General features: G+C 45.1%; 24 protein-coding genes and 1 pseudogene. 1 reads left to right on the top strand and 24 read right to left on the bottom strand.

The window, feature by feature from the left end; genetic code table 11:
- Window positions 1–102 precede the first annotated feature (102 nt).
- The 16 genes from FGQ85_RS18940 to FGQ85_RS15645 form a co-directional block, all read right to left on the bottom strand.
- On the bottom strand, window positions 103–864 hold the full coding sequence (locus FGQ85_RS18940; protein ID WP_243128588.1) for a helix-turn-helix transcriptional regulator: 762 nt from the start codon (window positions 862–864) through the stop codon (window positions 103–105).
- Between the two features lie 194 nt (window positions 865–1,058).
- Entirely contained in the window at window positions 1,059–1,688 is a 630-nt protein-coding gene (locus tag FGQ85_RS15715; protein ID WP_087168413.1) for a GyrI-like domain-containing protein, read from the bottom strand.
- Window positions 1,685–2,191: a GyrI-like domain-containing protein gene (locus tag FGQ85_RS15710; protein ID WP_087168414.1), complete on the bottom strand. Its 507-nt coding sequence runs from the start codon at window positions 2,189–2,191 to the stop codon at window positions 1,685–1,687. The genes FGQ85_RS15715 and FGQ85_RS15710 overlap by 4 nt, the downstream gene beginning before the upstream one ends.
- Window positions 2,192–2,252: 61 nt before the next feature.
- The gene (locus FGQ85_RS15705; protein ID WP_118635847.1) at window positions 2,253–3,161 is read right to left on the bottom strand and encodes a YafY family protein; all 909 of its coding nucleotides are present in this window, start codon (window positions 3,159–3,161) and stop codon (window positions 2,253–2,255) included.
- 170 nt (window positions 3,162–3,331) lie between these two features.
- A complete protein-coding gene (locus tag FGQ85_RS15700) occupies window positions 3,332–4,090 on the bottom strand; it encodes an ABC transporter permease (protein WP_138373922.1) in 759 nt (252 codons plus the stop codon).
- The gene (locus FGQ85_RS15695) at window positions 4,087–5,004 is read right to left on the bottom strand and encodes an ABC transporter ATP-binding protein (protein WP_138373921.1); all 918 of its coding nucleotides are present in this window, start codon (window positions 5,002–5,004) and stop codon (window positions 4,087–4,089) included. Before FGQ85_RS15695 ends, FGQ85_RS15700 begins: the two co-directional genes overlap by 4 nt.
- Window positions 5,001–5,201, bottom strand: coding sequence for a PLD nuclease N-terminal domain-containing protein (locus FGQ85_RS15690; RefSeq protein ID WP_087252830.1), 201 nt, complete (start codon window positions 5,199–5,201; stop codon window positions 5,001–5,003). The genes FGQ85_RS15695 and FGQ85_RS15690 overlap by 4 nt, the downstream gene beginning before the upstream one ends.
- A 4-nt stretch (window positions 5,202–5,205) precedes the next feature.
- On the bottom strand, window positions 5,206–6,105 hold the full coding sequence (locus FGQ85_RS15685) for an XRE family transcriptional regulator (RefSeq protein WP_138373920.1): 900 nt from the start codon (window positions 6,103–6,105) through the stop codon (window positions 5,206–5,208).
- 132 nt (window positions 6,106–6,237) lie between these two features.
- A complete protein-coding gene (locus FGQ85_RS15680) occupies window positions 6,238–7,860 on the bottom strand; it encodes a recombinase family protein (protein ID WP_008791695.1) in 1,623 nt (540 codons plus the stop codon).
- A 107-nt stretch (window positions 7,861–7,967) separates the two neighbouring features.
- Window positions 7,968–8,153, bottom strand: coding sequence for a hypothetical protein (locus FGQ85_RS15675; protein ID WP_004849804.1), 186 nt, complete (start codon window positions 8,151–8,153; stop codon window positions 7,968–7,970).
- 270 nt (window positions 8,154–8,423) lie between these two features.
- The gene (locus FGQ85_RS15670; RefSeq protein ID WP_009321442.1) at window positions 8,424–9,764 is read right to left on the bottom strand and encodes a virulence-associated E family protein; all 1,341 of its coding nucleotides are present in this window, start codon (window positions 9,762–9,764) and stop codon (window positions 8,424–8,426) included.
- Complete coding sequence (locus FGQ85_RS15665) at window positions 9,649–10,389, bottom strand: CHC2 zinc finger domain-containing protein (RefSeq protein WP_138373919.1); 741 nt, start codon at window positions 10,387–10,389, stop codon at window positions 9,649–9,651. Before FGQ85_RS15665 ends, FGQ85_RS15670 begins: the two co-directional genes overlap by 116 nt.
- Before the next feature lie 47 nt (window positions 10,390–10,436).
- The gene (mobQ, locus tag FGQ85_RS15660; protein WP_138373918.1) at window positions 10,437–11,909 is read right to left on the bottom strand and encodes a MobQ family relaxase; all 1,473 of its coding nucleotides are present in this window, start codon (window positions 11,907–11,909) and stop codon (window positions 10,437–10,439) included.
- A gap of 2 nt (window positions 11,910–11,911) precedes the next feature.
- Window positions 11,912–12,229, bottom strand: a complete 318-nt coding sequence (locus FGQ85_RS15655; RefSeq protein ID WP_171027995.1) for a DUF3847 domain-containing protein — start codon at window positions 12,227–12,229, stop codon at window positions 11,912–11,914.
- Between the two features lie 286 nt (window positions 12,230–12,515).
- Window positions 12,516–12,719, bottom strand: a complete 204-nt coding sequence (locus tag FGQ85_RS15650) for a hypothetical protein (protein WP_138373916.1) — start codon at window positions 12,717–12,719, stop codon at window positions 12,516–12,518.
- 145 nt (window positions 12,720–12,864) lie between these two features.
- Window positions 12,865–13,089, bottom strand: coding sequence for a helix-turn-helix domain-containing protein (locus tag FGQ85_RS15645; protein ID WP_110104245.1), 225 nt, complete (start codon window positions 13,087–13,089; stop codon window positions 12,865–12,867).
- 302 nt (window positions 13,090–13,391) lie between these two features.
- On the opposite strand from FGQ85_RS15645, the gene FGQ85_RS15640 reads away from it, so the two are divergent.
- Window positions 13,392–14,432 carry a hypothetical protein gene (locus FGQ85_RS15640; protein WP_138373915.1) on the top strand — a complete coding sequence of 347 codons (1,041 nt, stop codon included), beginning with the start codon at window positions 13,392–13,394 and terminating at the stop codon, window positions 14,430–14,432.
- A 256-nt stretch (window positions 14,433–14,688) separates the two neighbouring features.
- On the opposite strand, the gene FGQ85_RS15635 is transcribed toward FGQ85_RS15640, so the two are convergent.
- The 8 genes and pseudogenes from FGQ85_RS15635 to FGQ85_RS15600 form a co-directional block, all read right to left on the bottom strand.
- Complete coding sequence (locus tag FGQ85_RS15635; RefSeq protein ID WP_138373914.1) at window positions 14,689–17,181, bottom strand: ABC transporter permease; 2,493 nt, start codon at window positions 17,179–17,181, stop codon at window positions 14,689–14,691.
- Window positions 17,182–17,197: 16 nt separating this feature from the next.
- A complete protein-coding gene (locus FGQ85_RS15630) occupies window positions 17,198–17,863 on the bottom strand; it encodes an ABC transporter ATP-binding protein (RefSeq protein WP_138373913.1) in 666 nt (221 codons plus the stop codon).
- Between the two features lie 5 nt (window positions 17,864–17,868).
- A complete protein-coding gene (locus tag FGQ85_RS15625) occupies window positions 17,869–18,129 on the bottom strand; it encodes a hypothetical protein (protein WP_009244706.1) in 261 nt (86 codons plus the stop codon).
- 186 nt (window positions 18,130–18,315) lie between these two features.
- Complete coding sequence (locus tag FGQ85_RS15620) at window positions 18,316–20,532, bottom strand: ABC transporter permease (RefSeq protein ID WP_009244707.1); 2,217 nt, start codon at window positions 20,530–20,532, stop codon at window positions 18,316–18,318.
- On the bottom strand, window positions 20,519–21,283 hold the full coding sequence (locus FGQ85_RS15615; protein ID WP_009244708.1) for an ABC transporter ATP-binding protein: 765 nt from the start codon (window positions 21,281–21,283) through the stop codon (window positions 20,519–20,521). Before FGQ85_RS15615 ends, FGQ85_RS15620 begins: the two co-directional genes overlap by 14 nt.
- 177 nt (window positions 21,284–21,460) lie before the next feature.
- A complete protein-coding gene (locus FGQ85_RS15610) occupies window positions 21,461–22,492 on the bottom strand; it encodes a HAMP domain-containing sensor histidine kinase (protein ID WP_009244709.1) in 1,032 nt (343 codons plus the stop codon).
- Window positions 22,489–23,181: a response regulator transcription factor gene (locus tag FGQ85_RS15605; RefSeq protein WP_009244710.1), complete on the bottom strand. Its 693-nt coding sequence runs from the start codon at window positions 23,179–23,181 to the stop codon at window positions 22,489–22,491. The genes FGQ85_RS15610 and FGQ85_RS15605 overlap by 4 nt, the downstream gene beginning before the upstream one ends.
- 214 nt (window positions 23,182–23,395) lie before the next feature.
- Window positions 23,396–23,527, bottom strand: a pseudogene (locus FGQ85_RS15600) (helix-turn-helix transcriptional regulator); the annotation flags it as partial.
- Between the last annotated feature and the right edge of the window lie 96 nt (window positions 23,528–23,623).

Genomic DNA, 23,623 nt, shown 5'->3' with positions numbered 1-23,623 from the left:
CACATTCAGAGCAGTTCCGCTTTACTCAGGACTGCTCTTTTTCCGCTCTGAATCTGATACTTTCCTGATGAATTATATCATAGATTGTAGAGAATCTCTCATCTATTTTCTATCTGCCCCTTCAATAAAAGGATTTTTATTAATTGATAGAATCTCCCACAATTCCAATGCCCTGTTAATAATTGGGAGGATTTCTTCTTTTCGATTGTTCAATAAATTGTCCATATGTTCTTTTTGCACATCGGTTAACTTTTTCGATGAATTCATCACATTACCATTTTCGTCTATTTCGATCTCTCCCGGATATAACGCCAAATATATGTTTTTATTCTCATCAATATTTATAGTAATGTCCCTGTCACCTTTGCGGGCAGTCAGCACAAAATTACCAGTGTCCAATTCATATTTGCCGATGCTTTTCGGTTCTACGAGATAATCAACATCGTTCTCTGTCAAGGCATAATATCCTTGATACCTTTCGATAAACTCCTCGTTTAATTCTTTTGTAAAACCGGCATTCTCCACTTTGTCATACATACGATTGTGTTGCATTTTACATACACCTATATAGATCCCGGCAAAAACTCCGACAGTTAAAATGCACGTTATTAAACCTATAAAGGCTTTTTTGTAAATCTTAAAGTGATCCATTCTTTTTACCATGAGCATATCCTCCTTTAACATCGTGTCGAGCGACACATCAAATTCATTGCTGATTTGAACAAGCGTTTGTAAATCAGGATAACTTTTTTCATTTTCCCAATTAGAAACCGTTTGTCTTGTTACATGGAAAATTTTTGCAAAATCTTCCTGTGTCATGTTTCTCTGTTTTCTTATTTCGATAATCTTTGCACCGATGTTCATTTTGTTACTTCCTTCTGGATTCATTATCGAGCTCATGGTTCAAAAAAGCCAGCAACTTACCTTTACACACCTAAAATACTTACGCAAAGAATCTTTGACAAGCAGAAAAATGCAGAACCGCACAGCCTTTCGGCCATGCCGCCCTGCATAAATAGAACTACTTCCTTATGGGTACAGTGCTTTTTCTTTTCACCTTATTTAATCGGCTGTCGGATAACCGTTTTTAAGTTTTCCGGCTTACACTTACGCACATCACTGAGATAAATCTCATGGTGATATCTTTGATCGGAAAAATCCAGTTCATAGCCTTGTTCTTTGGCATACCGCTCCATCTCCCGGACCGTCACCGGCTCATTATCATACGGACCGATATGCATACACTGGACGCATAACCCCTCATGGTAAGTAAAAAATTCCACTTTTGAAAAATCCATCTGCTTTTTCACACTTGCTTCTTGTATGGCCCAATCAAACTCCTCCCTGGTAACGAACTCCGGAAGGCGGATAAGAGAAATCCACTGAAATTGATCTTTCCGTGTGTAATCAACACCTTGCACTCCGTCCTGCCACCAGAATCCCTCCAGTGGCGGGACCACATAATCAAAGTATCCTTCTATCCTGTGTTTGCCCATCTTACTCATTTTGATGGTGTAAGCAATACTATACAGCAATCCGATTGCCGCCTTATAATCTCCTTCTTCTTCATTAGGATCCCCCATTCCTCTCACCGCCAGGAAGTTCATCTCAGGAACTTCCACAATCTGTGGTTTCCTGGGCGGAAGATAAAATTCCTTATACTCTTTTTTATAATCAAACGCCGTCATTCTTTTTTCCTCCCTCTCTTTGGTTTCTGTTCCGGAAGCGCATTCTTTAATCCGATGTAGAAATGAATTTCTGCATGTTCCATATCGTCATTTTGATACTCTTCAAAATCACAGAGATATGCTCTCGGGAGATCCATTTTCCAGATTTCCTGCCAGGCTTTTGAAATCTCTTCAGACGATGTACGCATATCGCATTGGATCACAAATTTCGCATACGGTCCTGCTGGAATTCTGCGAGTCTCATACCGGGGATGTTCCGGCTGATGTTCTACTGCATAACAAACCATTATCGTATAGTCGTCATCTGCATCTCCGGCATAGTCCGTATAAAGCCCAATGGCTTTTCCATCCGTCTTATCCTGTATCCTCTCATAGATTCCATCTGTGTAAAACTGACGCCATAGATCTCCGATCACCGCTCCCACATCGGGTGCATGATTATTGGTACGGGCAACAATTCCTACCACCACTTTTTCTTGTAAATTTACGATTTCATAATTCATGTTAAATGCTCCTTTCCGTTTGGTATTTTCATTCTATCAAACCAAACAGGACAACTGTTTGTCATGAATCTGCATATTGTTTTTGCAGTTCTTGTCCAAAGGAACTCAATTTTTTCCGGAGGAACGCCGGCTCCAAAAGCTCTGCACCGCCTTGAAAAGATAAAATCCAGCCAAGGATCGCATCCTCATCGGTAAATCCAAAAGAAAATAACAGTTTTCCATCTACCTGCTGAGTAAAACAACCAGGTCCGTATTCTTCTATCAACCGCCACCGATATTCCGGTACAATCAATGCTTTTACCAAATAGGTGTGCGGAAACACTGTTTCATTGGACAGATCCGGCAGTGGTGCTGCCTGTTTTTCAAAAGGTTCCTCCATCTGCAGTTCTGTCATCCGGTTCAGTTTAAATAATCGGTAATCTTTTCTTTCCCGACAATATCCCCAGACATACCAGCTGGCCCAGCGAAAAATCAGATAATAGGGCTCAATGAGCCGTTCACTTTCTCCCTTCGGGGCATAATAATGGAAGCTGACACACCTTTCGCACTCAATTGCCCCATGAATCAGTTCTATCTTTGGTGACAAAGCGGTTTTGCTCCAGGAAGAAAGATCAATCAAAATATGCTGTCCGCCCGGCATAAAATCAGAGGCACCAGCAGACAGCTTTTCCATCAGCTGCATATACCGGTTTGTACCACTTACACTGTCCAGACTGCGAAGACCTGCAAGAATCGCCTGCATATCGGTGGAGGTCAGCAGCGTACTGTCTATTTTATATCCTTCCATAATGGAGATTCCACCGTTTACACCCTGGGTCGTTACCAACGGGATACCGGCCTTGCACAAATCCTCAATATCCCGGTTGATCGTCCGTCTGGATACCTCAAACTTTTCTGCCAGATAAGGAGCAGTCACCTTATCCTTCTGAAGAAGGATGGATAAAATTCCAATCAGTCGATCTATCTTCATTTCCATCATCTCCTTTGCATTCAGTATAACTACGATCTATGACAATAGCATGTCATGTTTTAATGCAAAAGGCAACCAAAACGTACATTAAGAGTGGATTTATAATAAAAGAGCAGGAGGGACACAAAGCCCAATACGCCTTGTGTCCCTCCTCATATGCAGCATCGCTGCTATATCTGTTTTTTGTTAAAAGAACAGATACTGCTTATCATAATCAATAAAATGAAAGCAAGCGTTACAATGATAGAAACATAAAAATCCAATGGAACCCTCTCTGATGTAAGTAAAGACACACATCCTGTTGACAGTAAGTATGGATTGTACTCTTCAAGCTTCGGAAAAATATTCGCAAGCATAAGCACCCCTGCAAAACCGCCTGCTAAAAGAAGGGATCCATAAATACTGCCAGACAGAGCCCCTCCAAGAAGCATCATTGAAATTTCCAGTACGCCAAATAACCACATACAACATGCAGCAAAAATTATATTTGGTAATTCTCCCGGCAGTAAATACATTGTGTAAACCAACGTTATTACAAAACATATCAGATAGCTCACTGTCCATATGGAAATGATTGCTGTAAACTTTGAGAGTATGACCGTTTTTCGCGGCAGCCCCTTGGTCAGCATATTGATCAGTGTTCCTTTGGTAAGTTCATTTGACACGATACCGCTAAAAACAATGACAAAAAGAATAAGCTGTGTTGACATGTTTTTATAAAACTGTATCCATGAATCAACGGTATGCGGTTCACCAAGAGTAATCGTCATTCCTTCCGGCATAAACGACGAAAGAAGTTTCGGCATAATTTTTGCCGTAATCGGATTCAGCATACCGAAAAGTAAAAAAACTGTAGCAACAATAAGCAATTTATATGTTCTTATACTTTCAAGAAATTCTTTTTTCGCCATGGCAATGAACGCTCTCACTTCACCACCTCCAGAAACAGATTTTCTAACGTAGGCTCTAAAATTTCGACCTTTACCGGATAGATTTTTGTTTTATAAATAGCATCGTAAATCTGTCCTGCTGCCTCATCGATATTCTTTGACCTCAATATCACCGTGCAATCTGTACACTCCGCATTTTGAAAAAGCATACCAACACATTCATTCCCAGCAAAACGTTGCAAATCTTCCGGCGAACGGAATTCGATCTGCAGTGTGTCAAGACGATGGTTTTGTTTTAACTGAGAAAGGGTCCCATTTAACACTAAACTGCCATTGTTCAAAACTGCAACGTGATCACAGATCCGTTCTACATCAGACAGGATATGTGTTGAAAAAACAACGGTCGTTTTTCCTTTAACTGAGAGCAGTATGTCAAGAATTTCCTTTCGTCCAATCGGGTCAAGTGCGGAAGTCGGTTCATCGCAGATCAACAGTTTCGGTTCCGATAACAGGGCCTGTGCAATTCCAAGCCGTTGCTTCATCCCACGGGAAAAGCCCCCGATACGCTTGTTCGCTTTCTCAAGCCCTACCAGTGACAGAAGCTCTTCTGACTTTGCTTTTACTGCTTTTCGATCCAGCCCTGTAATCTCACCGCAAAGTGCCAGATATTCTTTGGGTTTCATATAACCGTAAAACTCAGGAACATCGGGCAGGAACCCAATATAACGATTGGTTTTGGTTTCGCCGTATGTTACCTCTTCTCCGCATACCGATATTTTACCGCTTGTTGGTTTCAGCAGACCTAATATCATTTTCATTGTTGTTGTTTTTCCCGCACCGTTTTGTCCCAAAAATCCATAAATTGTATTTTCAGGCACGGAAAGGCTAAGGTTATTGATAACATTGTGCCCGCCAAATTTTTTACTGAGATTCTCAATTTCTAAAATACTCATTCTTCACCTCTGCCAAAAACAAAATAGACAATCGGCCCGATGATCTGTACAAACAATACAACAACAATCCAGACAGGCTTATTGCCGAACTTGTAATGTGGATGCCTCAAAACGTGTATCAGTGCTGTTATTGCAAGAATCCATTCAATTATGATCAAAGGAATCAAAAAAGGAAGATATTCTACTAAAACATCCATAACGCTATCCTCCTAACACAGATGTAAGTTTTTCGACAATATGCCGATACTTTACATGATCAGCCAGTACCGAAAAGACCGGATTCTTCGCAACACCGTCAATGATGCCTTGCCTGACTGTTTTATCATCCCGCGGTGCATGAACACCTAAATCAAGCTCTGCCAACCACTCATCAATTCTGTCAAAAAAACGATCGCCGTGAAGTGATATTGGATAAGATATTCCTACTGCTAAATCACAATACTGTTGTAATGCCGCCAGTGCGTTGTCGGTGTCATTTTGCAAGGCAAAAACCGCAGCCACGTTTAAATATGCAGAAAGCATTGTGGCAGGATGTAACTCCGGTGCATGAAAAGTTTCAGAAAGACAATTAATCCGGTCAATGATATTTTTCGAGGCTTGTGCATCTGCTATCTCAAGCTGTAAAAGCGTAGTAAGACTTTGCATGATGTTTAAGAAATTTTGGTATATCTCAATTTGTAATATCTCTTTAGCCTTATCCGGCTTACCACTCATAGAATACCCCATTGACAAAATATGATTTTCATTCAGCACAGGCGTTTTTGCGTCTGCGAGTAATTCAATGGTTTTAACAGGTTCTTCCAAAATGATATAGCAGGTAGCTTCCATTACATTGCTCTTCCTGCACAATGTTAAATTATCGCTTTCTGTTTTTATTCGTGAAAACAGATCAATCGCTTCGCGGAGAATTTCCTGCTGCTGGCTTCCCTTTGCCAACATATAGTGATTCAGCAACAATGCACCGATTTGAAAAAGCAGAGGAAAACATGAAAAGTATTTTTTTCTGATTTCTCGAATTTCGTCCATCACTTGATCGAATGGTTTTTGAGCAAAATCATTGGATAACCGCAGATACAGTTTTTGTATGTCTTCTTTTGTCATCTGCGGCTGATAATTGATAAGCTCATCAACTGTAATATTAAAATACGAAGCAAGCTGCGGGAGAAACGTAATATCAGGATAACTTTGTCCCGTCTCCCTTAATTAAAGATATTGTTGGGTAAAAAAGAAAGGTCAGTCGATTTTGCCGATGAAGCGGTAGTAGATTTCTACTTCCTGCTCACGGCTTCCGTCCTCGCCCTTGACAGCTTCGTGGACGGTTATTTTTTCAATTAGAGTGTTCAGAAGTTCGGCGGTCAGCTCCACAGGGTTGACATACTGTTTCATCAGGGCAATCCACTTTTCAGCATCCGCTGCGGTCTGTACGGCGGCTTCCATCGTTTCGTGAAGCTGTCTTATTTTTGTTTCAAGCTCCTTTTGCTCGTTCTGGTACTTCTCGGACAGCATATTGAAGTTATACTCGGTTATGCGTCCGGCAGACCAGTCCTCATACATTTTAGCAAACAGCCCGTCAACCTCGGCTTTACGCTTCTCTGCCTTTTTCAGCTCCGCAGCCTGCTTTTTCTTCGCAGAGTTTCTTTCCCTGTCGCTGGCATTGAGCAGGCGTTTCAGCAGCTTGTCCTCGTCTTTCTGTGCCAGCATAGACCAGTATTGCAGTCTTGCAAGCACATAGGCATACAGTACATCATAGCGGATATAGTGCATGGAACACTGGCGTAATCCCTGCCCGTTCTTGCTGCAATGGTAGTACCCGTATGGGTTCTTATTCTGCTTGTTTTCCCCATAGGCTAAAGACCATCCGCAGTCTGCACATTTTATCAATCCTGCGAAAATCTGTGTCGTACCGTTTCTGCGTTTCCTGCGTCTGCTTGCAATCAGCTCCTGAACTTTTTGGAACACTTCTTCAGAAATGATGGCTTCGTGGGTATTTTCCACACGATACCATTCTTCCTGCGGCTTCCGCACCTTTTTCTTGTTCTTGAATGAAATGTTGCTCTGCTTGTTGTGAATGCTGTGACCGATGTAGGTTTCCTCTTTCAAAATGCTCTTGACCTGTGCTATCGTCCACGCATAGGCTTTTTCTGCGGGCGCACCGGCGTAGATATTGGCGAAAGTCCCGTATCTTTCATAGTTCAGCCAGCCGGGGGTAGGTACTTTTTCCTCCACCAGAATCCGTGTAATGCTGGCGGCTCCACGCCCGTGTACAGCAAGGTCAAAAATCTTCTCTACAATCCAGCGTGTTTCCGGGTCGATCAGAAGATGACCTTTTTTGTCCGGGTCTTTTACATAGCCCAGCGGTGCATAGGCTCCATAGTGTGCGCCATTGGCAAATCTTGTGTGCATGGCAGCCTTGACCTTTTTGCTGGTCTGTCGGGCGTGCATTTCATTCAGGATGTTTAAGAACGGTGCAAGCTCGCTTTCTCCGTTGATGGTGTCCACATTGTCATTGATGGCAATGTAGCGTACTCCCTTGCTGGGGAAATAGATTTCCGTGTACTGACCGGTCAGGATATAGTTTCTTCCCAGACGGGATAAGTCCTTTGTGACAACGCAGTTGATTTTCCCGTCTTCGATGTCATCAATCATCCTTTGGAAACTTGGACGCTCGAAATTTGTCCCACTCCATCCGTCGTCAATGTACTCGTCTACAACGGTCAGCCCATGCTCTGCGGCATACTGTCTAAGCATCATGCGCTGGGTCTGGATACTGCCGCTTTCCCCCTGTAATTCATCGTCACGGCTCAATCTCAAATATAGTGCAGTGTTATAAATCGTTGTATTGTATGGTTGTTTCACGGTTAAAAATCCTCCTTCTAAAAGAAACAACCCACGCTTATACAATACTCGCTGGTACAAGTATATCATAAGCGTGGGCTGATTGACAGTCGTTATTCCGTATTTTTTCAGGAAGCGGCGGCAGCGTGCTGGATCACATCTTCCAGCAGACTGTCAAGCGGCTTCCCATCCTGTGCGAAATGCTCCGATACTTTGATACGGACTTTCCCCATGACAAAATACTGGGTGCCGTCTTTTTCGGTAAGCAGGGTGCCGCTGTTTTTGTTATTGCTCTCGTTTTTGCTTTTTGCCATAGGCAGTTACCTCCATAAATGAAATATGCCCGACAAGGGAATGTCAGGCAGGTGTACAGCCGCAGACTGTCTCCATGTCAACCAAACTGTGTCAACCGGCAGAAAAGACTTTGAAAACAATCCATAGGCGCTCTATTATTACTTTTTACTTTTTCTTTGATTTCTTGGTTGACATGGTTGACAAAGGAGAGAAATGCCCCAAATATCAGGCTTTTCCCCGTCAACCGGCTGTCAACCAAAGCGTCAACCAAACTGTCAACCGGTGGCTTTTCAGAATGGAAGTTCCATTTGCCGGGCTTCTTCTTCCGTGATTTCCTGAAAACCGTCCCCCTCCGGCGGAGCTTGGTTGACACGCTCCCAGCCTTTTTGAGAACCGTATTTCTTATACCGCTTCGGGCTTTTGTAGGCTACCCAGCCCTGTATGATGCCGCCCGCAATGCCGGTATTCATAATCTCGCAGATTGCCCGTGTCTCCCAGTCTGCCGGGGAATTTAAGTTCCCCAGCGCTTCCTCATAAAGCTGCTTGGAACATACCCTGTCGCCGGTGTAGTCCTCCAAATAGGCGTAGATCATGCCGGCCTGTGTGTCTTCCTGCATAAAGTCCTGCTGGTGGGCGTTCAGGTATCGGTTCATTTCCATGCTGAATGACAGCTTATACTTCCCACTGCGATAAACCGTCATGGCTTCCGCCCACATCTGTTCGATATACGCCCTCGCCGCCGCTTCATCGTCCAGTATGTGAACCTCCGCCCGTTCCGGGTACACCGTCACGGGGAGAAAGCGCCGGTTGCCGGTGCGATCACGGGGCAAAAAGTCCTGCCGGTTGGTCGTCCCTCCAAATACACATTGCCGCAGCCGGTCTGCCGGATGTGTCTCATACGGCACTTTGTAGGTTTCTTTCTGGCGGCTTAAGAATGACTTGATTTCCTCAATACTCTTGGCGTTGGCTGTGGCAATCATCTCCGACATCTCGATAATCCAATGCCCTTGCAGCTTGCGGTACACATTTTCATCGTCCAGCTTTTTCAAATCGTCTGAAAACCATTCGTCCCTGCCTGCCAGCAGCCGGAAAAAGGTAGATTTCCCGGCTCCCTGACCACCAACCAGACAGAGCATGACCTCAAACTTGCTCCCCGGTCTGAATACCCGCCGGATGGCTCCCATCAGGAACAGTTTCAAGGCTTCATAGGTGTATTCGTCCGTATCGGCTCCCAGAAAGTGATGCAGGGCGTAACGGATGCGCTCTGTGCCGTCCCATTGCAGGCTGTTCAGGTAATCCCTGACTGGATGGTAGCGGTTTTCATTGGCAACAATCTTGATGGCGCTCTGCACCTTTTTCTCGCTGGTAAGCCCGTAATTTTCTTCCAGATACAAAAGCAGGTAGTTCATGTCCATGTCGGTCAGCGTGGTACTGGTGCGCTCCCAGCCCAGCGGCTTCACAATGTCAATCTGCTCCGTCAAAAGGTTCAGGCGCAGCGCCCCGCGAAACAGAGGGTCACGCTGGAACACCGTCAGGCAGTTTCGGATGCTGTTCTTCACGCCGCCTTTCTGCGTCCCCTCTAATGTTTCCCGGATTTCTGCCGGTGTCTGCGCCGGTTCCATTGTGTCCATCGTCCTTTTGACCGCTTCCTGCGTTTCCGGCGGCAAGCTCTGAAATTCGCTGTTCAAGCCGCAACACCTCCTTTCCCCGTGCGGCGATCAATGCCGCTTTTTCTTCTATTTCTCCGTATAACAAAATATCCAAAAGGTATTCTGTGTAGCTTATCCTCTGCAACGCTTCCACAAAAAGAGGATGCCAGATGGCATCCTGCGGCTGTGGGGCGTGTGCTGTTTTCCAATGCTCCAGCAGGCGCAGATAATCGCATAGCACCCGGAAACAATACCGTTCCGTTTCCTGAAATCTCTGCTCCGCTGATTTTTGTCGGGGCTGTGACCTGTTGTGACGCTTCCTATCTGGCGGCGCATTGCCGGATTTCTCATAGGAAACGCCGAAGTCCTCCGCAAGCCTGACCGCAGCTTCCCGTTTCCCCAATCCATGCAGCAAAGCGGCCAAGTCGATCACATCCCCGGAAGCCCCGCAGCCGAAGCAGTAAAAGCGGCTGTCCACTTTCATGCTGGGCGTGCGGTCATTGTGGAATGGACAGCAGACCATGCCGTTTCTCCCCACCCGGATTCCATAGAATGAAGCAGCCTGCCGTGTGGTAACAGACTGTTTCACCGCTTCAAATACATTCAAATGCTCCCTCCGTAAAAATACCGGTAGCGGTAAAGCTGCCGGTTATATCATAGCTCCATCTCATGTTTCTTTCTCTGTACTTCCTGTGGCTGCTCCCTCCGGCGCAGTGCGGTATCTACGGCGTTCTGCACCTGCCGCAGCCGTATGACTTCCTCCCGGAGTGGCTTGTGCTGCGGAGACAGTTCGGCATACTCTGTTTTTAACTGTGCGTATTCCTGTTTCCATGCTTTCAGGGCAATGGGTTTTCCGTCCAGTTTTTCTTTCAGAATACGGCGGGCGGCATAAAACAGCCGTAACTCCGCATCGTGGGATGTTTCAAATTTCTCCCTCTGTTTCTTAAACTTGATATTGTTCAATTCCGTATGGACAGGTTTTAGCCGCTGGTAATTCTCGCCCTCCCGTATCAATTCCTGCAATTCCTTTATCCTGGCAGATTTCTTTTTCATGGAGCCGCTTAATGCTTCAAATTCTTCACTGACAGAGGAAAGACGCTCCTGCAAATCCTCTAATGTGAGCAGCTTGTTTTCCGTCAGATAATTGACGGCTTCGGCAAACTGCTTTAAGTTTCCGGTTCTGGCTTTATTGCTCCATGCCCCTGCGTTGCGCTGGTTGTAATAAGCGATCAGCAGGTCGGCAAGGTTCGGTGTCTGTGGTTTGGAAAGTTCTTCTTTTACCTCTGCCATCCAGACAAACAGGGCTTTGATCTTCTTCCTCACATCCTGCATGAGCCGGTTGGTGGCTTTAATCCAGCGGTTCAGTTCCCCTTTCTCGGTGCGGATGCCCTTTGCTTCCATCTGCCGGACATTAGCTCCCTCGTGGACAGTAGGTATCAGGTCAAGCCCCTGCCGCACATAGGAACGGTGGTCGATACGCACATCCAGTCCTTTTTCCTCAAATTTTGTATTAACGGCAGCCGCCCACTGCTCCCGCCAGTGTTCCAGTGTTTCCGGCTCGTGCCAGTCTGTTGTGTGGACAGCATTAAACATATAATCGCCATTTTTATCCCGGATTCGGTTTCCATCTTCATCAAGAAGATATTCCCGCCGCTGTTTTTGTCCCCATGTGCCATCCGGGTTCAAAGGGCGCATGGTTGTCATCACATGGAAATGCGGGTTAGGGATACCGCCGTCCTCTTTCTCCGGGCTGTGAAAAGCAAGATCGGCAATCATGCCTTTTGCCACAAACTGCTCCTGCACGAACTTCCTCGCCAGTTCCATGTTTTCTTCCAGCGTCAATTCATTCTGCATGGCAATATCAAAGGAATAGGCAAGCTGTGCTTTTGGATGTTTCTCGCAGCTCTCCACAGCATTCCAGAGGGTCGCCCGGTCAAGATATATTTCCGGCGCATGGGGCGGCAGCATGATTTCCGAAGCGATCACGCCGCCCTTTTTGGTGTAGTCGCTGACTTCTCCATAGTAGCTGCTGTAAAGGCGATCCCCGGCTCGGTAGGCTGCGCTGGCAATGGCGCTCTGACCGGCGCTGCGCTTTATCTGTGCGATTGAAAAATGATAAAGTGCTATCCTTAGTCACCGCCTTTCTCCTGCCCGGAAATACGGGCGTGGTTCTCTGCGGCAGACCGGATGAAATGCTCCGCCTGCGGCAGATTCAAAATGCTTTCCATGAGGGAATAAAATTCCGCTTCGGATAGCTCCTTTGTCTGTGGCGCAATGCTCTCAACGGCTGCCCCACGGGTAATCAGCCGATGCGTCCTCTGTTTCCGGGAACCGCTTTCCAGATACGCCTGCCGGTTTTTCAAACGCTGCATTTTCCGTTTTTCCCGTTCCAGCAGGACAGCGGTTTTTTCATATTCCTGCTTTAACTGTTCCAAAGATTTTTCCATGTTCTCACATCCTTTGCTTATAAGATAAAGAAAGACCATCCGCAGACAGTCTGTGTGTCAGTGCTTCTATAAAACCCGATGAAAAGGGAAAACCGCAGAGCGGATTTCTCTTTGCGGCGGGTACACAGGGGATAGCCGCTTGAGCGGCGCAAGGGGATGTAGCCACCTTGTCGGAGCGAAGCGAACGCAGACCTCGGATTGCTGATTTTATCAGCGGCAGAGGTAAGCTCCGCAGGACGCACGATACATGGTCTTTAGACTATGTATAGAAGTGCGCCCTTAGTTCCTAAGGGATTTTGCCGTTTCCGGCAGTTTTGTCCTTTTTCTTGGAACGCTTGGAAAGATACTTCGAGCAGTCAACCACAACCGCCCGGAAGCTCTGTTTACATTCGTGCTGGCATTTCCGGCACAGTTCGTTGTAAGTGATACGGCTGCGGTCATTTAAGAAGAAAGACCATTCCAGCCGCCGCTTGTTGCTCATTCTTGCCATAACCGGCTCCTTCCTCCGTTTCTATCTGATGTACGCAGATAGGCTGTTTTGGCGTAGCGTTTCGGTATCATTTTTAAGGTTTTTCCCTCTGTATGCCCCTTTGGAAAGTGCGGCGGTATTGCAGTCAGGGGATAATACCTCACGCTTATTTGTCGCTTCCCGGTACGGTTTCAGAGCCTTTTGCCATCCATTCAAAGAAAGCAATTTTGCTGACCTTGATAAGCCTGCCCCTGCGGAACGCCGGAAAGCTGGGGGTGTGTACCAGCTCATAGGCGCTCGCTCTTGAAATTCCCATAATCCGCTGGATGTCCGCCACATCCAGAACCAGAGGTAAATCCTCGTAGCTGTTCAATCTCTTTTTATCGTTCATTCTGTTCCTCCCATAAATCAAATAGGTTAAAATGCTTCCTGCTGCCGTTCTCCCCAAAAGCCGTTTTCCTGCCCCATTCCTGCGGTGTTTCCCTGCATTGGTGCGCCGGATGCGTCACTTCTCCTGCCGGTCATATCCCTTTTGGACGGTCATTCACTTGTCAAGGTACTGTGTGGTACGAAATTACCAACTGCAATCATCATAGCGGACTATCCTTGACAAAACAATGCTTCTGCGATACCATGAGTGTAACGGATATGACTAAATTATATAATTACCATAGACAAAGGCAGGGGATAGGGATGGAGAATCAGTTTATACGGTATGAGCCATGTTTTGAGAGGATTTTGTTTGTCCTGACGCTGGACAGGAAGAAAATGAAAGAGCGGATTTTGATTGGGGAAGAACAGCAGATCCGCTTCCGGCTGAACGGGAGCCAAAACGCAGAGGTGCTTTGTGATATGACACGCCCGCTGGGAGCTTTTTTGATAAACTTTGAGCGTGACACGGACAGAGATTGGAACTTATACGGGCTTTCTCCGCTGCGGCAAGCCCTCCACTCCAACCGATGGAAACAGCCGGAGCTGGAGCAGGCGGCAAGCAAATTTCTTTGGGAGAAATATCTTAGCAATGACCCTCTGAAAATGTATGTGGCGTTCCGTATCTGGAACAGCTATCTGCTTGCCAGAGAACCCCGTGACCGTAACGCTGCCTGTGACCGCTTCATGGATAAAATGAGCAGCCTGACCGGGGTATTCCATAACGAAACCATGAGCTTTGACAGAGAAACAGGAAAACCGAAACATTTTCAAACTGGCAGCCTTTATTTCAAAGGCGCACCGTCAGAAGATACCCGGCTTGACCTCTGGTTCCCGGACAACCGGCGCACAGAAGAATGTGTGTCTGCCTATGCGTCCCTCTACCCCTTGATTACCTATTATCTGAACAGGCTGAATGACTGGGGGCTTTGCTTCCGGCAGTGCAAGGTCTGCGGGAAATATTTTCTGGCAAAGAGCCAGCGGTATGAGCTGTGCAGCGACAAGTGCCGAAAAGTACAGGCGCTTCAAAACAAGCGGGAATTTGACGAGAGGGCAAGAGAAAACAACTATGACCTGCTTTATAAAAATGAATGCCAGAACTGGCGCAACAAAATAAACCGAGTAAAAAATACCGCAGGCTTTCCGGCTGACCGTCTGGAAAAAATACAGGTTGCCTTTTCCGACTTTAAGAAAGAAGCCTTGCAGAGAAAAAAGGCTGTAAAAACAGGAACAGCCAGCCCGAAAGAATTTACGGACTGGCTGTATCTGCAAAGTAATGTAATTGTTGAGCTGACCGAGATATGAAAAACTTTCTATCGTCAATTTCGCATTATTGCAATAACAGATTGCTTCTTCCATGAATGGTAATATTATCATCAAACTTTTGGAAGAACTATAAATGTCCGAGGTGCCTTTGATTTCGACAGAAAAACAGGCTGAATTGTTACAAAGCTCGGACATTTCAAAAGAATTTTTTGAAAAATACTAAAGAAGCGGAGCAGCTAAAATCTGCTCCGCTTCGATATGATTGATCTAAGGATGTTTTGCTATTTGATAAAACTCACTCTGTCAACCGCAATCGTTCCACAACTGGAAGGTTAACGTCAGTTTTGTAGACCCATATAGGCACAATAAGGCAGATTAGCAACACCAGTCCAGACACCAGCACCAGTGGGATAAATGGATAGGAGAAAACAGCATAATAGGCCACTTTACTAAAAACCATATATAGCAAGATGAAGATTGCTGTTCCAATGGTGACTGCAAGGGAAAGGGAAACGCCCCAATAATAGAAACCTTCCATAAATAGCATTCGTTTGATTTGTCGCTTTGTCATTCCAATGCTTTCAAGAACAGCTAATTCATAGCGCCGAGTATTTACATTGACAACCATTGTATTGACAAAGTTCATGACACCAACAAGCAGCAGGATCACGGACAACCCTGTTCCTAAAACCTTTGCTGTAATGAGATATTCCTGCATTTCTTCTCGCCGTTCATATCGGGATATAATATCAATGTTAGCTTGTGATGCGGTGATTTGCTTTAATTCTTGCAGTATACTTTCGTCATGTTGACCATCCGTATCAAAGGCCACGCGGAACACTCTATATTGCGGAAAGAGTTCTTTCAAAGCTGTTTGACTAATATACAAATCAGGAGCCGTCCCTCTCTCATTGTCTCCTCCTGCTCGAAACCCTTCATTCAAATAACCGTTCGCTACAATAAAGGAATGCTGTCCGTTCTGCGTCTGGATTGTTATTTCCTGCCCCGGCTGAATAAGGCCTTCTACTGTTTTGGACAGCAGCACAACCTTTCCTTGTTCAAAGGCAGACGTGTCAATAGGCAAGTTTAAGGTTTTATTGATTTCTTCCAAATATGCACTGTCAATTCCAAAAACCCCGCTAAAAAAGTTTTGCTGATAATTTTCTAATTTTGCCGGATCAGAAAAATCAATGCCGTTTACTCCGTCTAATGACGCAAGAAACTCGTGAAATACAGCATCGTCATATACAACATCTGCTGCTACTTGAGGATAAGGTGCATAGGTCAACCTCAAATTCTCAATGCCGTCAAGCTGACCAATCTCTGAAACCATTTCGCTGGAAATTAAATCTTCTCTTTCGTGGATACTATATGTGAGTGCAAAATCGCTTACTCCCCATTGGCTCACATAATTCTCCGGGCTTAAACCATGTAATAGCCCTGTGACGACAAGGAACAAGGAAAGGCCGAAAAAAAGCGATGCAAAAACAAGGGTTGTACTCTTAGCATTACGAAAGACATTGTTCCATGCCATTCTGGACAACTTCATTTTGCTACAATTTCTGGCGCTGCTCTTTGTGCTGGCTGCTGTATATTGGAGTGCTGCTATTGGTGAAACACTTCCGGCAATTTTGGCGGGCTTCATGCTTGCAATCATAACGGTAATGAACGTAAATATGGCCGATCCTATGAAAATAAACGGCGAAAAAGATACTTTTGTTCCCACATCAGAATTTGTTGAATACATCATATTCAGGAAGTAAGGAACAATGCCAAAGGAAACAACCGCACCAAGTAACAGACCAATCGGAATACCAATACAAGAGATTCTGATTGCCTGCTTATAGATAATTCTTTTTATCTGCCTTTGGGTCGTTCCAATCGTTTTAAGACGGCCATAGAATTGCACATCTTTTACGACAGAGACATAAAGAATATTATAAATCAGCAGATAGCCGCTAAAGGATATAAAAACTGCTAAAATTATTACAGCTAAAATAATAGTTCCACCATTTGCCTGTTCTAATGGTGCAATTTCAAATGTTTGCCCTTCTGTAAAGTCAATCTCACGCCGCAATCTTTCACAGTTTTTGTCAGCATTATCATTGCCTTGAAAACGGATCATTGCCGTAACACTATTATCCAGTGATACATTTAAGCTATCCTTAAAAGCGGATGAAACATAAACATAACCACGATTATTTGTGCGCATTGGAATGTAGTCCGTATAGTAGCCCGACAGCAAAAAGGTGTCTGAGACATAATTATAGCTATCGCCAATTTGGTACGACAACACAATCTCCATCCCTATTTGCGGATCAGAAATGCCCATCTGTTCAAGCACCCATGTAGGTAGCATAATTTCGTTTTTACTTGATGGGTAATTTCCTACAACACCTGATATAGTAGGAAGACGGTGGTGTTCCCACTCGGTATCATCTATCCAAACTATACCTAATCTCGCATTTTGCAGTTGCTCTGTATCAACACTGCCTAAACGCTGCTGTATACCTACGTCAAGGACAAGGTTTGATTTTGAAATGTCAACCAACTGATTTTCTGTTACATTTGTGATTCCGACATCAGCGGTAGTTCCCATTAACCGAATTTGTTGCATTTGGTAGGTTTCAAAGTAACTAAAACCAATACTGAATGTCGCAGTTATCATAAATGCAGTTAGCACAAGAGCAATGATTGCAAATAAATTACGCTGCCGTTCATGGTGCAAACTGCGCTTTGCCAGTTTCTTTTCAATGTTACTGGTATCATTTTCAAAAGGCCATGTCATAGTCTGCCACCCCTACTTATTCCACAATTTTGCCGTCCTCAATGCGGACAATCCGATCTGCAAGACGGGCAATATCGTTGTTGTGGGTAATCATCACAACGGTTTGCCGGAACTCCGCACTGGTGCGCTTGATAAGCCCCAGCACCTCAGTGCTGGTCTTGCTGTCAAGATTGCCGGTCGGTTCGTCCGCCAGCACGATAGCCGGTTTGGTAATCAAGGCGCGGGCGATAGCCACACGCTGCTGCTGTCCGCCGGATAGATTGTTCGGCATATTTTTCAGTTTATCTTCCAGCCCCAGTAGGTGAACAATTTCGTCCAAAAACTTCTGATCCACCGTGTCCCCGTCCAACTCCACCGGCAGGACAATGTTCTCATACACATTCAGGATGGGAACAAGGTTATAGTTCTGGAAGATAAAGCCGATGTTGCGGCGGCGGAAGATGGTGAGCTGTTCGTCATTCATTTTTGACAGCTCTTTGTCCCGGACAATCACATTGCCGGAAGTAGGGGTGTCCAGCCCGCCCATCATGTGAAGCAGGGTAGACTTGCCGCTGCCGGAGGTTCCCACAACGGCCACAAACTCGCCGTCCTCCACGGAGAAGTTCACGCCGTCAAGGGCGCGGGTGATGTTTGGCTCTGTGCCGTAATACTTTTTCAGGTCGATCGTCTGTAAAATGCTCATAAAATTCAATCCTTTCTTTGTTTGTTGTAAATGTGGAACGCTGCTGCGCCGGTGGCCGCCAACTGTACCAGAATCAGCACAGCGAACAGGCCGAAGCTCTCATAGTAGAACAGTTCATCCCAAAACAGGAGAACATCACAGAGAGCAGTCAATGCAACCGTCCAGCGGATATGCCGGGCCAGCCATTGCCGGAACACCAGCACAAGGGCAACGGGCGGGACGATCAGCAGCGCCAGATTCAAAATCAAGGTCGGGGTCAGTTCCATTGCGTCGCCTCCTTGCTTTTGCTGATAAGGGTATTGTAAAACCCAAATGTCCGCGAAATGTTACAGCGGCCAAAAAATTTCATTGAAAATCGGGGTGAAATGTTACAACGCTCGGACATTTCAAAAAAATTTACGGCGGGCAGCCGGAAATGGCCATCCGCCGCGATAGATTCTGTAAATCAACTTTTAAGATAGTGCCATGTGCTTTTTGAACAAGTAATAAGTCGATACAAAATAACTGATTAAGATTCCGATAAAGGCTGCATAAACAACAGCAAAAATTGCAAGCATTTCATTTAGAGAAATATAAACGATATATTCCTCATATCCAGTAAGCGTTAAAAAGGCAAGTGTTCCAATGCTGAAAATCAAAGATACCATTACCGGCAAACCAAATTTAAAGATCATTTGTTGACGAATATACCGCCCACAATCTGATTTATTTACTCCCAGCTTTGATATAATTTGAAATCGCTTTTTCTGTTCAATCGTATCTGTAAGTTGCTGTACGGACAAAATTGTGAAGCAGATTATAATAAGCACCAACGCAGCATATGCCCCTACCAGCCGCAATAACAAAGCATTAGAGATTCCCTCATTATCTTGCAGAGTTCCTAATCGTACATAAAGCTGGTTTTCTGAAAAAACTCCAAGGTTAAATTGATACTTCCACATTTCCTGATCGAATCTTTCAGCGAAATCATATGCCAGCGGCTTTTCTGTATTGCCCGCATAAAAGGAAGTTGCCATCAAAAGATTATTGCATATTTCATCAGGTATGATGTACACAGCCTGCATACGGCTTGTAAATAACACCATTCCTGTTGGGTCTTGATAATCCGCACCAGATTTTTTGTGTAATGTTGAATTTCCAGCATGAATAGAGGACACTTCTTGATTAAACTGTGTAATTGTTTCTGGCAAGGTATCAAAACTCCATGCAATTCCATATTCATCTGAATCAAGTGTAATTTCAGGCAGATCAGACAAAGCACGCATTTGATTATAACTGTCAACAGAGATTGCAAGCAAAGGCGCATTTTTAACAGTTTTATCTATATCATCAGCTTGTAAAAGATACAGTTGTCCAGTAGCAGCTTTAGAAAGTGGATAACCGTTTTCATTCAGATACTTTGTAATATAGTCATAGTCTAAAGTGGTTTTTGGCAGCTCCTCCAAGGATGAAGCTGAATAAGTTGTAAGAACCTGAACATCAAAAGGAGAGGTGATTTTCTGATACTCACTGGCACGAATAGCGTTGACCGGGAGCCAAGCCATCAGCACAATAGAGAGAATCAAAATACAACTAATTACTCCCATTGTCTTTGCGGAACTTGCCATTTTGCTTTTAATCTGTCCAAGGACAAACAAGTTCTGATAGTAAAAGTCAGATGGCTTTTTTATGGTCGTTGTCAATATCCACGACATATTTGAAAATAGGGCGAGGATTGAAAATGCAAGAAGCACAATCGCTAAAACGGGTGGCATTGTATAATAAGCTTGAATAGCTAAGCCCTGTCGAACAAGGCTTTCAAAAACCTGATTTAATATCAAAAGTATAATTCCTTGAATAAAGCATGGAATTGTTAAAAATAGTAATGGTATGCTGCCAGATTTTCCATGCCTACATTCTATGAAAAACCAGATTGCAGCCACTATCGAAAGAGTAGCTACTATTACCAATGCAATGAATTGCCAAAGAATATGCGGTTGAATTGACACTTTCATTATGAGTGCGAACATCATTCCCAAAACAGCGATTGAAGCTATGACTGCTATCACAATCCATCTGGAAAGTTGATGGTATAAAGTAAATTTTTCATTTCCTCGCTGGCTATTATGGAGCATATCAATTATTTTTAATTGTCGTACTGTGCGAATGTTTCTAATCCCCATTACAATAAAAATCGCACCAAAAAACAATAGAGTAAAAAGTATTGTATCTGGAAATAAAGACAAATATGGTTGCCACTCAACCCCAAAAGACTGCACAACAATATAACCAACAATTTGAGACAATCCGATTCCGAGTAATATTCCGAAAATGATAGAAATTGCCCCCATAATCATGGTTTCCACGAAAAAAATAAATGCAACTGTTCTTTGTTCCATCCCAATAATTGTCTGGACAGCAAACTCTTTCTGCTTTCTTCGGAGCATATAGGTATTGACATAGGAAATTAGAAAAACCACCAATAAGGCGACTATGGGAACTGCTATTCGCATGGCTTTATTTAATATTTCCAGATTGATTTTAACAGGCAATGATTCATTATAATAAGGGCTTGCAATAGACATGAACCCATAAAAAAGCCCTACCGATAAAATCAGAGTAATAACATAGATTAAATAGTCCTTTGCAGACCGTTTCACATTCCGTAAAGCTAATTTAGCGTACATCATTCACCCCACCTCCCAGCGTATTCAGTACCTCTAAAATCTGCTCGAAAAACTCTTTTCGGGAAGAAGAACCTTTCATAATTTCTTTATAAATTTCACCGTCCCGCAAAAACAAAATACGGTTTGCATAGCTGGCCGAAAAAGCGTCATGCGTTACCATCAAAATAGTGGCGTCCATCTGCTCGTTCATTTCCTGTATGGTAGACAGCAGCATTTGGGAAGAATGGCTGTCCAGTGCCCCGGTCGGTTCGTCAGCTAATATCAGTTTGGGATGATTGATAATTGCCCTTGCACAGGCACATCGCTGTTTCTGTCCGCCTGAAACCTGATAGGGATATTTGTTCAAAATATCTGTGATATTCAGCTTTGCGGCGATCTGCTGAATCTGGCTGTCGATTTTATTTGCAGAAACTTTATTGATCGTCAATGCCAGTGCAATATTTTCTTCAATCGTCAGGGTGTCCAGCAGGTTAAAATCCTGAAAGATAAATCCCAGTGATTCACGCCGGAACCGCGCAATATCCTTTTCCCTGATTTCCAGAATGTCCTTGCCGTCTAAATAAATATGCCCATCTGTCGCGGTGTCGATGGTGGAAATACAATTCAAAAGAGTGGTCTTTCCAGAGCCGGAAGCTCCCATTATACCGACAAATTCTCCCTTGTCCACTTCAAATTGAATCCCTTTCAGCGCATGGGTGATATTTGGTTCTTCTCCATAATCTTTTTTCAAATCTACGATTTGTAAAATGCTCATACTCAAAACTCCTTTCAAGGCTTTCTGCCCATTGATAAGGCTATTCTAAAACCCAAATGTCCGCGAAATGTTACAGCGGCCAAAAAAATTCATTGAAAATCGGGGTGAAATGTTACAACGCTCGGACATTTCAAAAAAATTTACGGCGGGCAGCCGGAAATGGCCGTCCGCCGCGTTCTATTTTGTCGGCAGCATAATGGAAAATTCTGAACCCTTGCCCGGCTCCGAAACCACTTTGATATAGCCGCCCTGTCGCGTTACGATCTCGCGAGCCAGATACAGGCCAATGCCCACGCCCTGCTGTTCGTGTACTTCTTCCTCACGATAGAAGCGCCGGAAGATGGCGGCCTGATTGCTTTCGGAAATGCCCTTGCCGGTGTCGGTCACTTTGATCTCCACATACATTTCCCACAACACCACCGACACAGCGATTTTCCCGCCTGCCGGGGTGTACTTCACCGCATTGTCCAGCAGGTTAAAGAGGGCTTCGGATGTCCACTTGCTGTCATGGGAAAAGGTCAAATCCTCCGGGCAGTCCACGGACACGGCGATTTCCTTTTTCTCCGCTGCATACACGATCCCACTCATGGCCTGCGCCACGGTATCAAAGAGGCGACCCGGTTTCTTGTCCAACTGGATCACGCCTGTTTCCAGACGGGAGGTTTTCACAAGGGCCTGAAAGAGAAAGTCCAGCTTATCCGTCTGGCTGCGGATTCCCCGGATAAAGTCGGTGCGCTCCACCTCGGTCATGGGCTTTTCCAGCAGGGTGTCCGTCGCCATTTTCAGATTGCTTACCGGCGTTTTCACCTGATGGGAAATATCCGATACAAGGGTCTGTAACTCCTGCCGTTCCTCGTCCACCCGGCGGCGGTTCTCCTGCATGATCTGGTAAAGCCTTGCCAGCCGGTGTCCGATTCTGGCAAGCTGGGTTTCGCTGTCCTCTGGCCGCTGGGGTGCTTCATTTCCGGCGATCATGTGGTCTAAGGTCTGGCACAGGTCAGCGGTAAACTGCGACAGCCGCTTTCCAAACGCCTGCGTCAGTACAAAAATCCCCACAAGGGCGCACAGCAGCAGCGCCCCGCCCGTCAGCAGCACCGCCGTCTGTTTTGTCACAAAAAACAGGGCTATGGTGATCCCGGACATGGAGAGGACAAGCCCTATTGCCACCCGGCCAAACAGCCGCTTTACCGAGAGGGTCTTAAACTTCATTTTGCCTCGCCTCCCGTCCATTGATAGCCCATGCCGTAAACGGTCTTGATGTAGGGTACGCCGCCATCGGATTCAATCTTGCTGCGAATCCGGCTGATGGAGGTTGTCAGGGTGTGTTCGTCCACAAACTTCTCGTCTATATCCCACAGCTTTTCCAAAAGCTGCCCACGGGTCAGCACTTGCCGGGGATTTTTACGGAACAGGTTCAGCATTTTGTACTCCATCGGGGATAGGGTCAGGGGCTTGCCGTTTAAGGAAGCCGTCTGCTCCGAGAAGTCCAGAAACAGCCGCCCGTCGTCGTAAATGTCCTTGGCTGGTTTGTGGTGTTCCAACATGGCGAACATGGCTTTGATTTTCCGCTGCAAGGCCCCGATCACAAAGGGCTTTGTGATGTAGTCCACCGCGCCCACCTCATAGCCCCGTATCTGGTCGCTCTCCTGATCGTTGGCGGTCAGGAAAATTACAATGGTGTCCGGGTGCTGGGGCTTTATCAGCTTGCACAGCTCAAAACCATTCCCGTCCGGCAGGTTGATGTCCAGCAGCACCAGATCAAATTCCCGCTGGCGGATGGCTTCAACTGCGGTTCTGGCATTTAGGGCAGAGGTCACGCCGTAGCCGTCTGCGGTCAGGTTATAAGCCAACATCTTATTCAAAAAACTGTCGTCCTCGACAATTAAAATCTGCTTCATATCCTCACTTCCTTTGCTTTTTGCAGATAGTATAACAGGCAAATGTCCGAGAATTGTTACAAGGACAAATATATTTATCATTTTACAGCTTTTTTCTGTGTACTGCAATTTTATAAAAGAAAGGACAGCAGTTTCAAATTGCTGTCCTTGCGGTTTATTATAGCTGGTAGTGTATAAGCGTGGGTTCATCATATTGGGTGTGGTATCTTTAACTATGGGAAACTCCTGTTTCCCATTTCGATACCGATGCTTTTGATACTCCGATATAAGCCGCAATCTCTTCCTGGGTGATTCCTTTTTCCTTACGTTTTAAAACAAGTGTTTTTGCTATATTTAGTTCATTCAAATTTATCACCTTCCTTGCCTGAGTATTCCGGGCGATTCTGAACCGCCATTCCGGTGACACAGTACCGCAAATCCGGCTTTGCGGATACCGTCGTTC

The organism is Pseudoflavonifractor sp. BSD2780061688st1 E11, from assembly GCF_005844125.1.
Classification (GTDB): domain Bacteria; phylum Bacillota; class Clostridia; order Lachnospirales; family Lachnospiraceae; genus Sellimonas; species Sellimonas catena.
This window is presented reverse-complemented; position numbering and strand designations above follow the sequence as displayed.

What these genes read in the sequence shown, in the direction of transcription:
- FGQ85_RS15710 (WP_087168414.1), bottom strand. Translation starts at nt 2,191, where the DNA reads ATGAATTATGAAATCGTAAATTTACAAGAAAAAGTGGTGGTAGGAATT.
- FGQ85_RS15620 (WP_009244707.1), bottom strand. Translation starts at nt 20,532, where the DNA reads ATGATGTACGCTAAATTAGCTTTACGGAATGTGAAACGGTCTGCAAAG.
- FGQ85_RS15605 (WP_009244710.1), bottom strand. Translation starts at nt 23,181, where the DNA reads ATGAAGCAGATTTTAATTGTCGAGGACGACAGTTTTTTGAATAAGATG.
- FGQ85_RS18940 (WP_243128588.1), bottom strand. Translation starts at nt 864, where the DNA reads ATGAACATCGGTGCAAAGATTATCGAAATAAGAAAACAGAGAAACATG.
- FGQ85_RS15695 (WP_138373921.1), bottom strand. Translation starts at nt 5,004, where the DNA reads ATGAGTATTTTAGAAATTGAGAATCTCAGTAAAAAATTTGGCGGGCAC.
- FGQ85_RS15630 (WP_138373913.1), bottom strand. Translation starts at nt 17,863, where the DNA reads ATGAGCATTTTACAGACGATCGACCTGAAAAAGTATTACGGCACAGAG.
- FGQ85_RS15615 (WP_009244708.1), bottom strand. Translation starts at nt 21,283, where the DNA reads ATGAGCATTTTACAAATCGTAGATTTGAAAAAAGATTATGGAGAAGAA.
- FGQ85_RS15625 (WP_009244706.1), bottom strand. Translation starts at nt 18,129, where the DNA reads ATGGAACTGACCCCGACCTTGATTTTGAATCTGGCGCTGCTGATCGTC.
- FGQ85_RS15675 (WP_004849804.1), bottom strand. Translation starts at nt 8,153, where the DNA reads ATGGCAAAAAGCAAAAACGAGAGCAATAACAAAAACAGCGGCACCCTG.
- FGQ85_RS15610 (WP_009244709.1), bottom strand. Translation starts at nt 22,492, where the DNA reads ATGAAGTTTAAGACCCTCTCGGTAAAGCGGCTGTTTGGCCGGGTGGCA.
- FGQ85_RS15650 (WP_138373916.1), bottom strand. Translation starts at nt 12,719, where the DNA reads ATGGCAAGAATGAGCAACAAGCGGCGGCTGGAATGGTCTTTCTTCTTA.
- FGQ85_RS15705 (WP_118635847.1), bottom strand. Translation starts at nt 3,161, where the DNA reads ATGAAGATAGATCGACTGATTGGAATTTTATCCATCCTTCTTCAGAAG.
- FGQ85_RS15635 (WP_138373914.1), bottom strand. Translation starts at nt 17,181, where the DNA reads ATGACATGGCCTTTTGAAAATGATACCAGTAACATTGAAAAGAAACTG.
- FGQ85_RS15715 (WP_087168413.1), bottom strand. Translation starts at nt 1,688, where the DNA reads ATGACGGCGTTTGATTATAAAAAAGAGTATAAGGAATTTTATCTTCCG.
- FGQ85_RS15645 (WP_110104245.1), bottom strand. Translation starts at nt 13,089, where the DNA reads ATGAACGATAAAAAGAGATTGAACAGCTACGAGGATTTACCTCTGGTT.
- FGQ85_RS15655 (WP_171027995.1), bottom strand. Translation starts at nt 12,229, where the DNA reads ATGGAAAAATCTTTGGAACAGTTAAAGCAGGAATATGAAAAAACCGCT.
- FGQ85_RS15690 (WP_087252830.1), bottom strand. Translation starts at nt 5,201, where the DNA reads ATGGATGTTTTAGTAGAATATCTTCCTTTTTTGATTCCTTTGATCATA.
- FGQ85_RS15685 (WP_138373920.1), bottom strand. Translation starts at nt 6,105, where the DNA reads ATGACAAAAGAAGACATACAAAAACTGTATCTGCGGTTATCCAATGAT.
- FGQ85_RS15670 (WP_009321442.1), bottom strand. Translation starts at nt 9,764, where the DNA reads ATGGACACAATGGAACCGGCGCAGACACCGGCAGAAATCCGGGAAACA.
- FGQ85_RS15640 (WP_138373915.1), top strand. Translation starts at nt 13,392, where the DNA reads ATGGAGAATCAGTTTATACGGTATGAGCCATGTTTTGAGAGGATTTTG.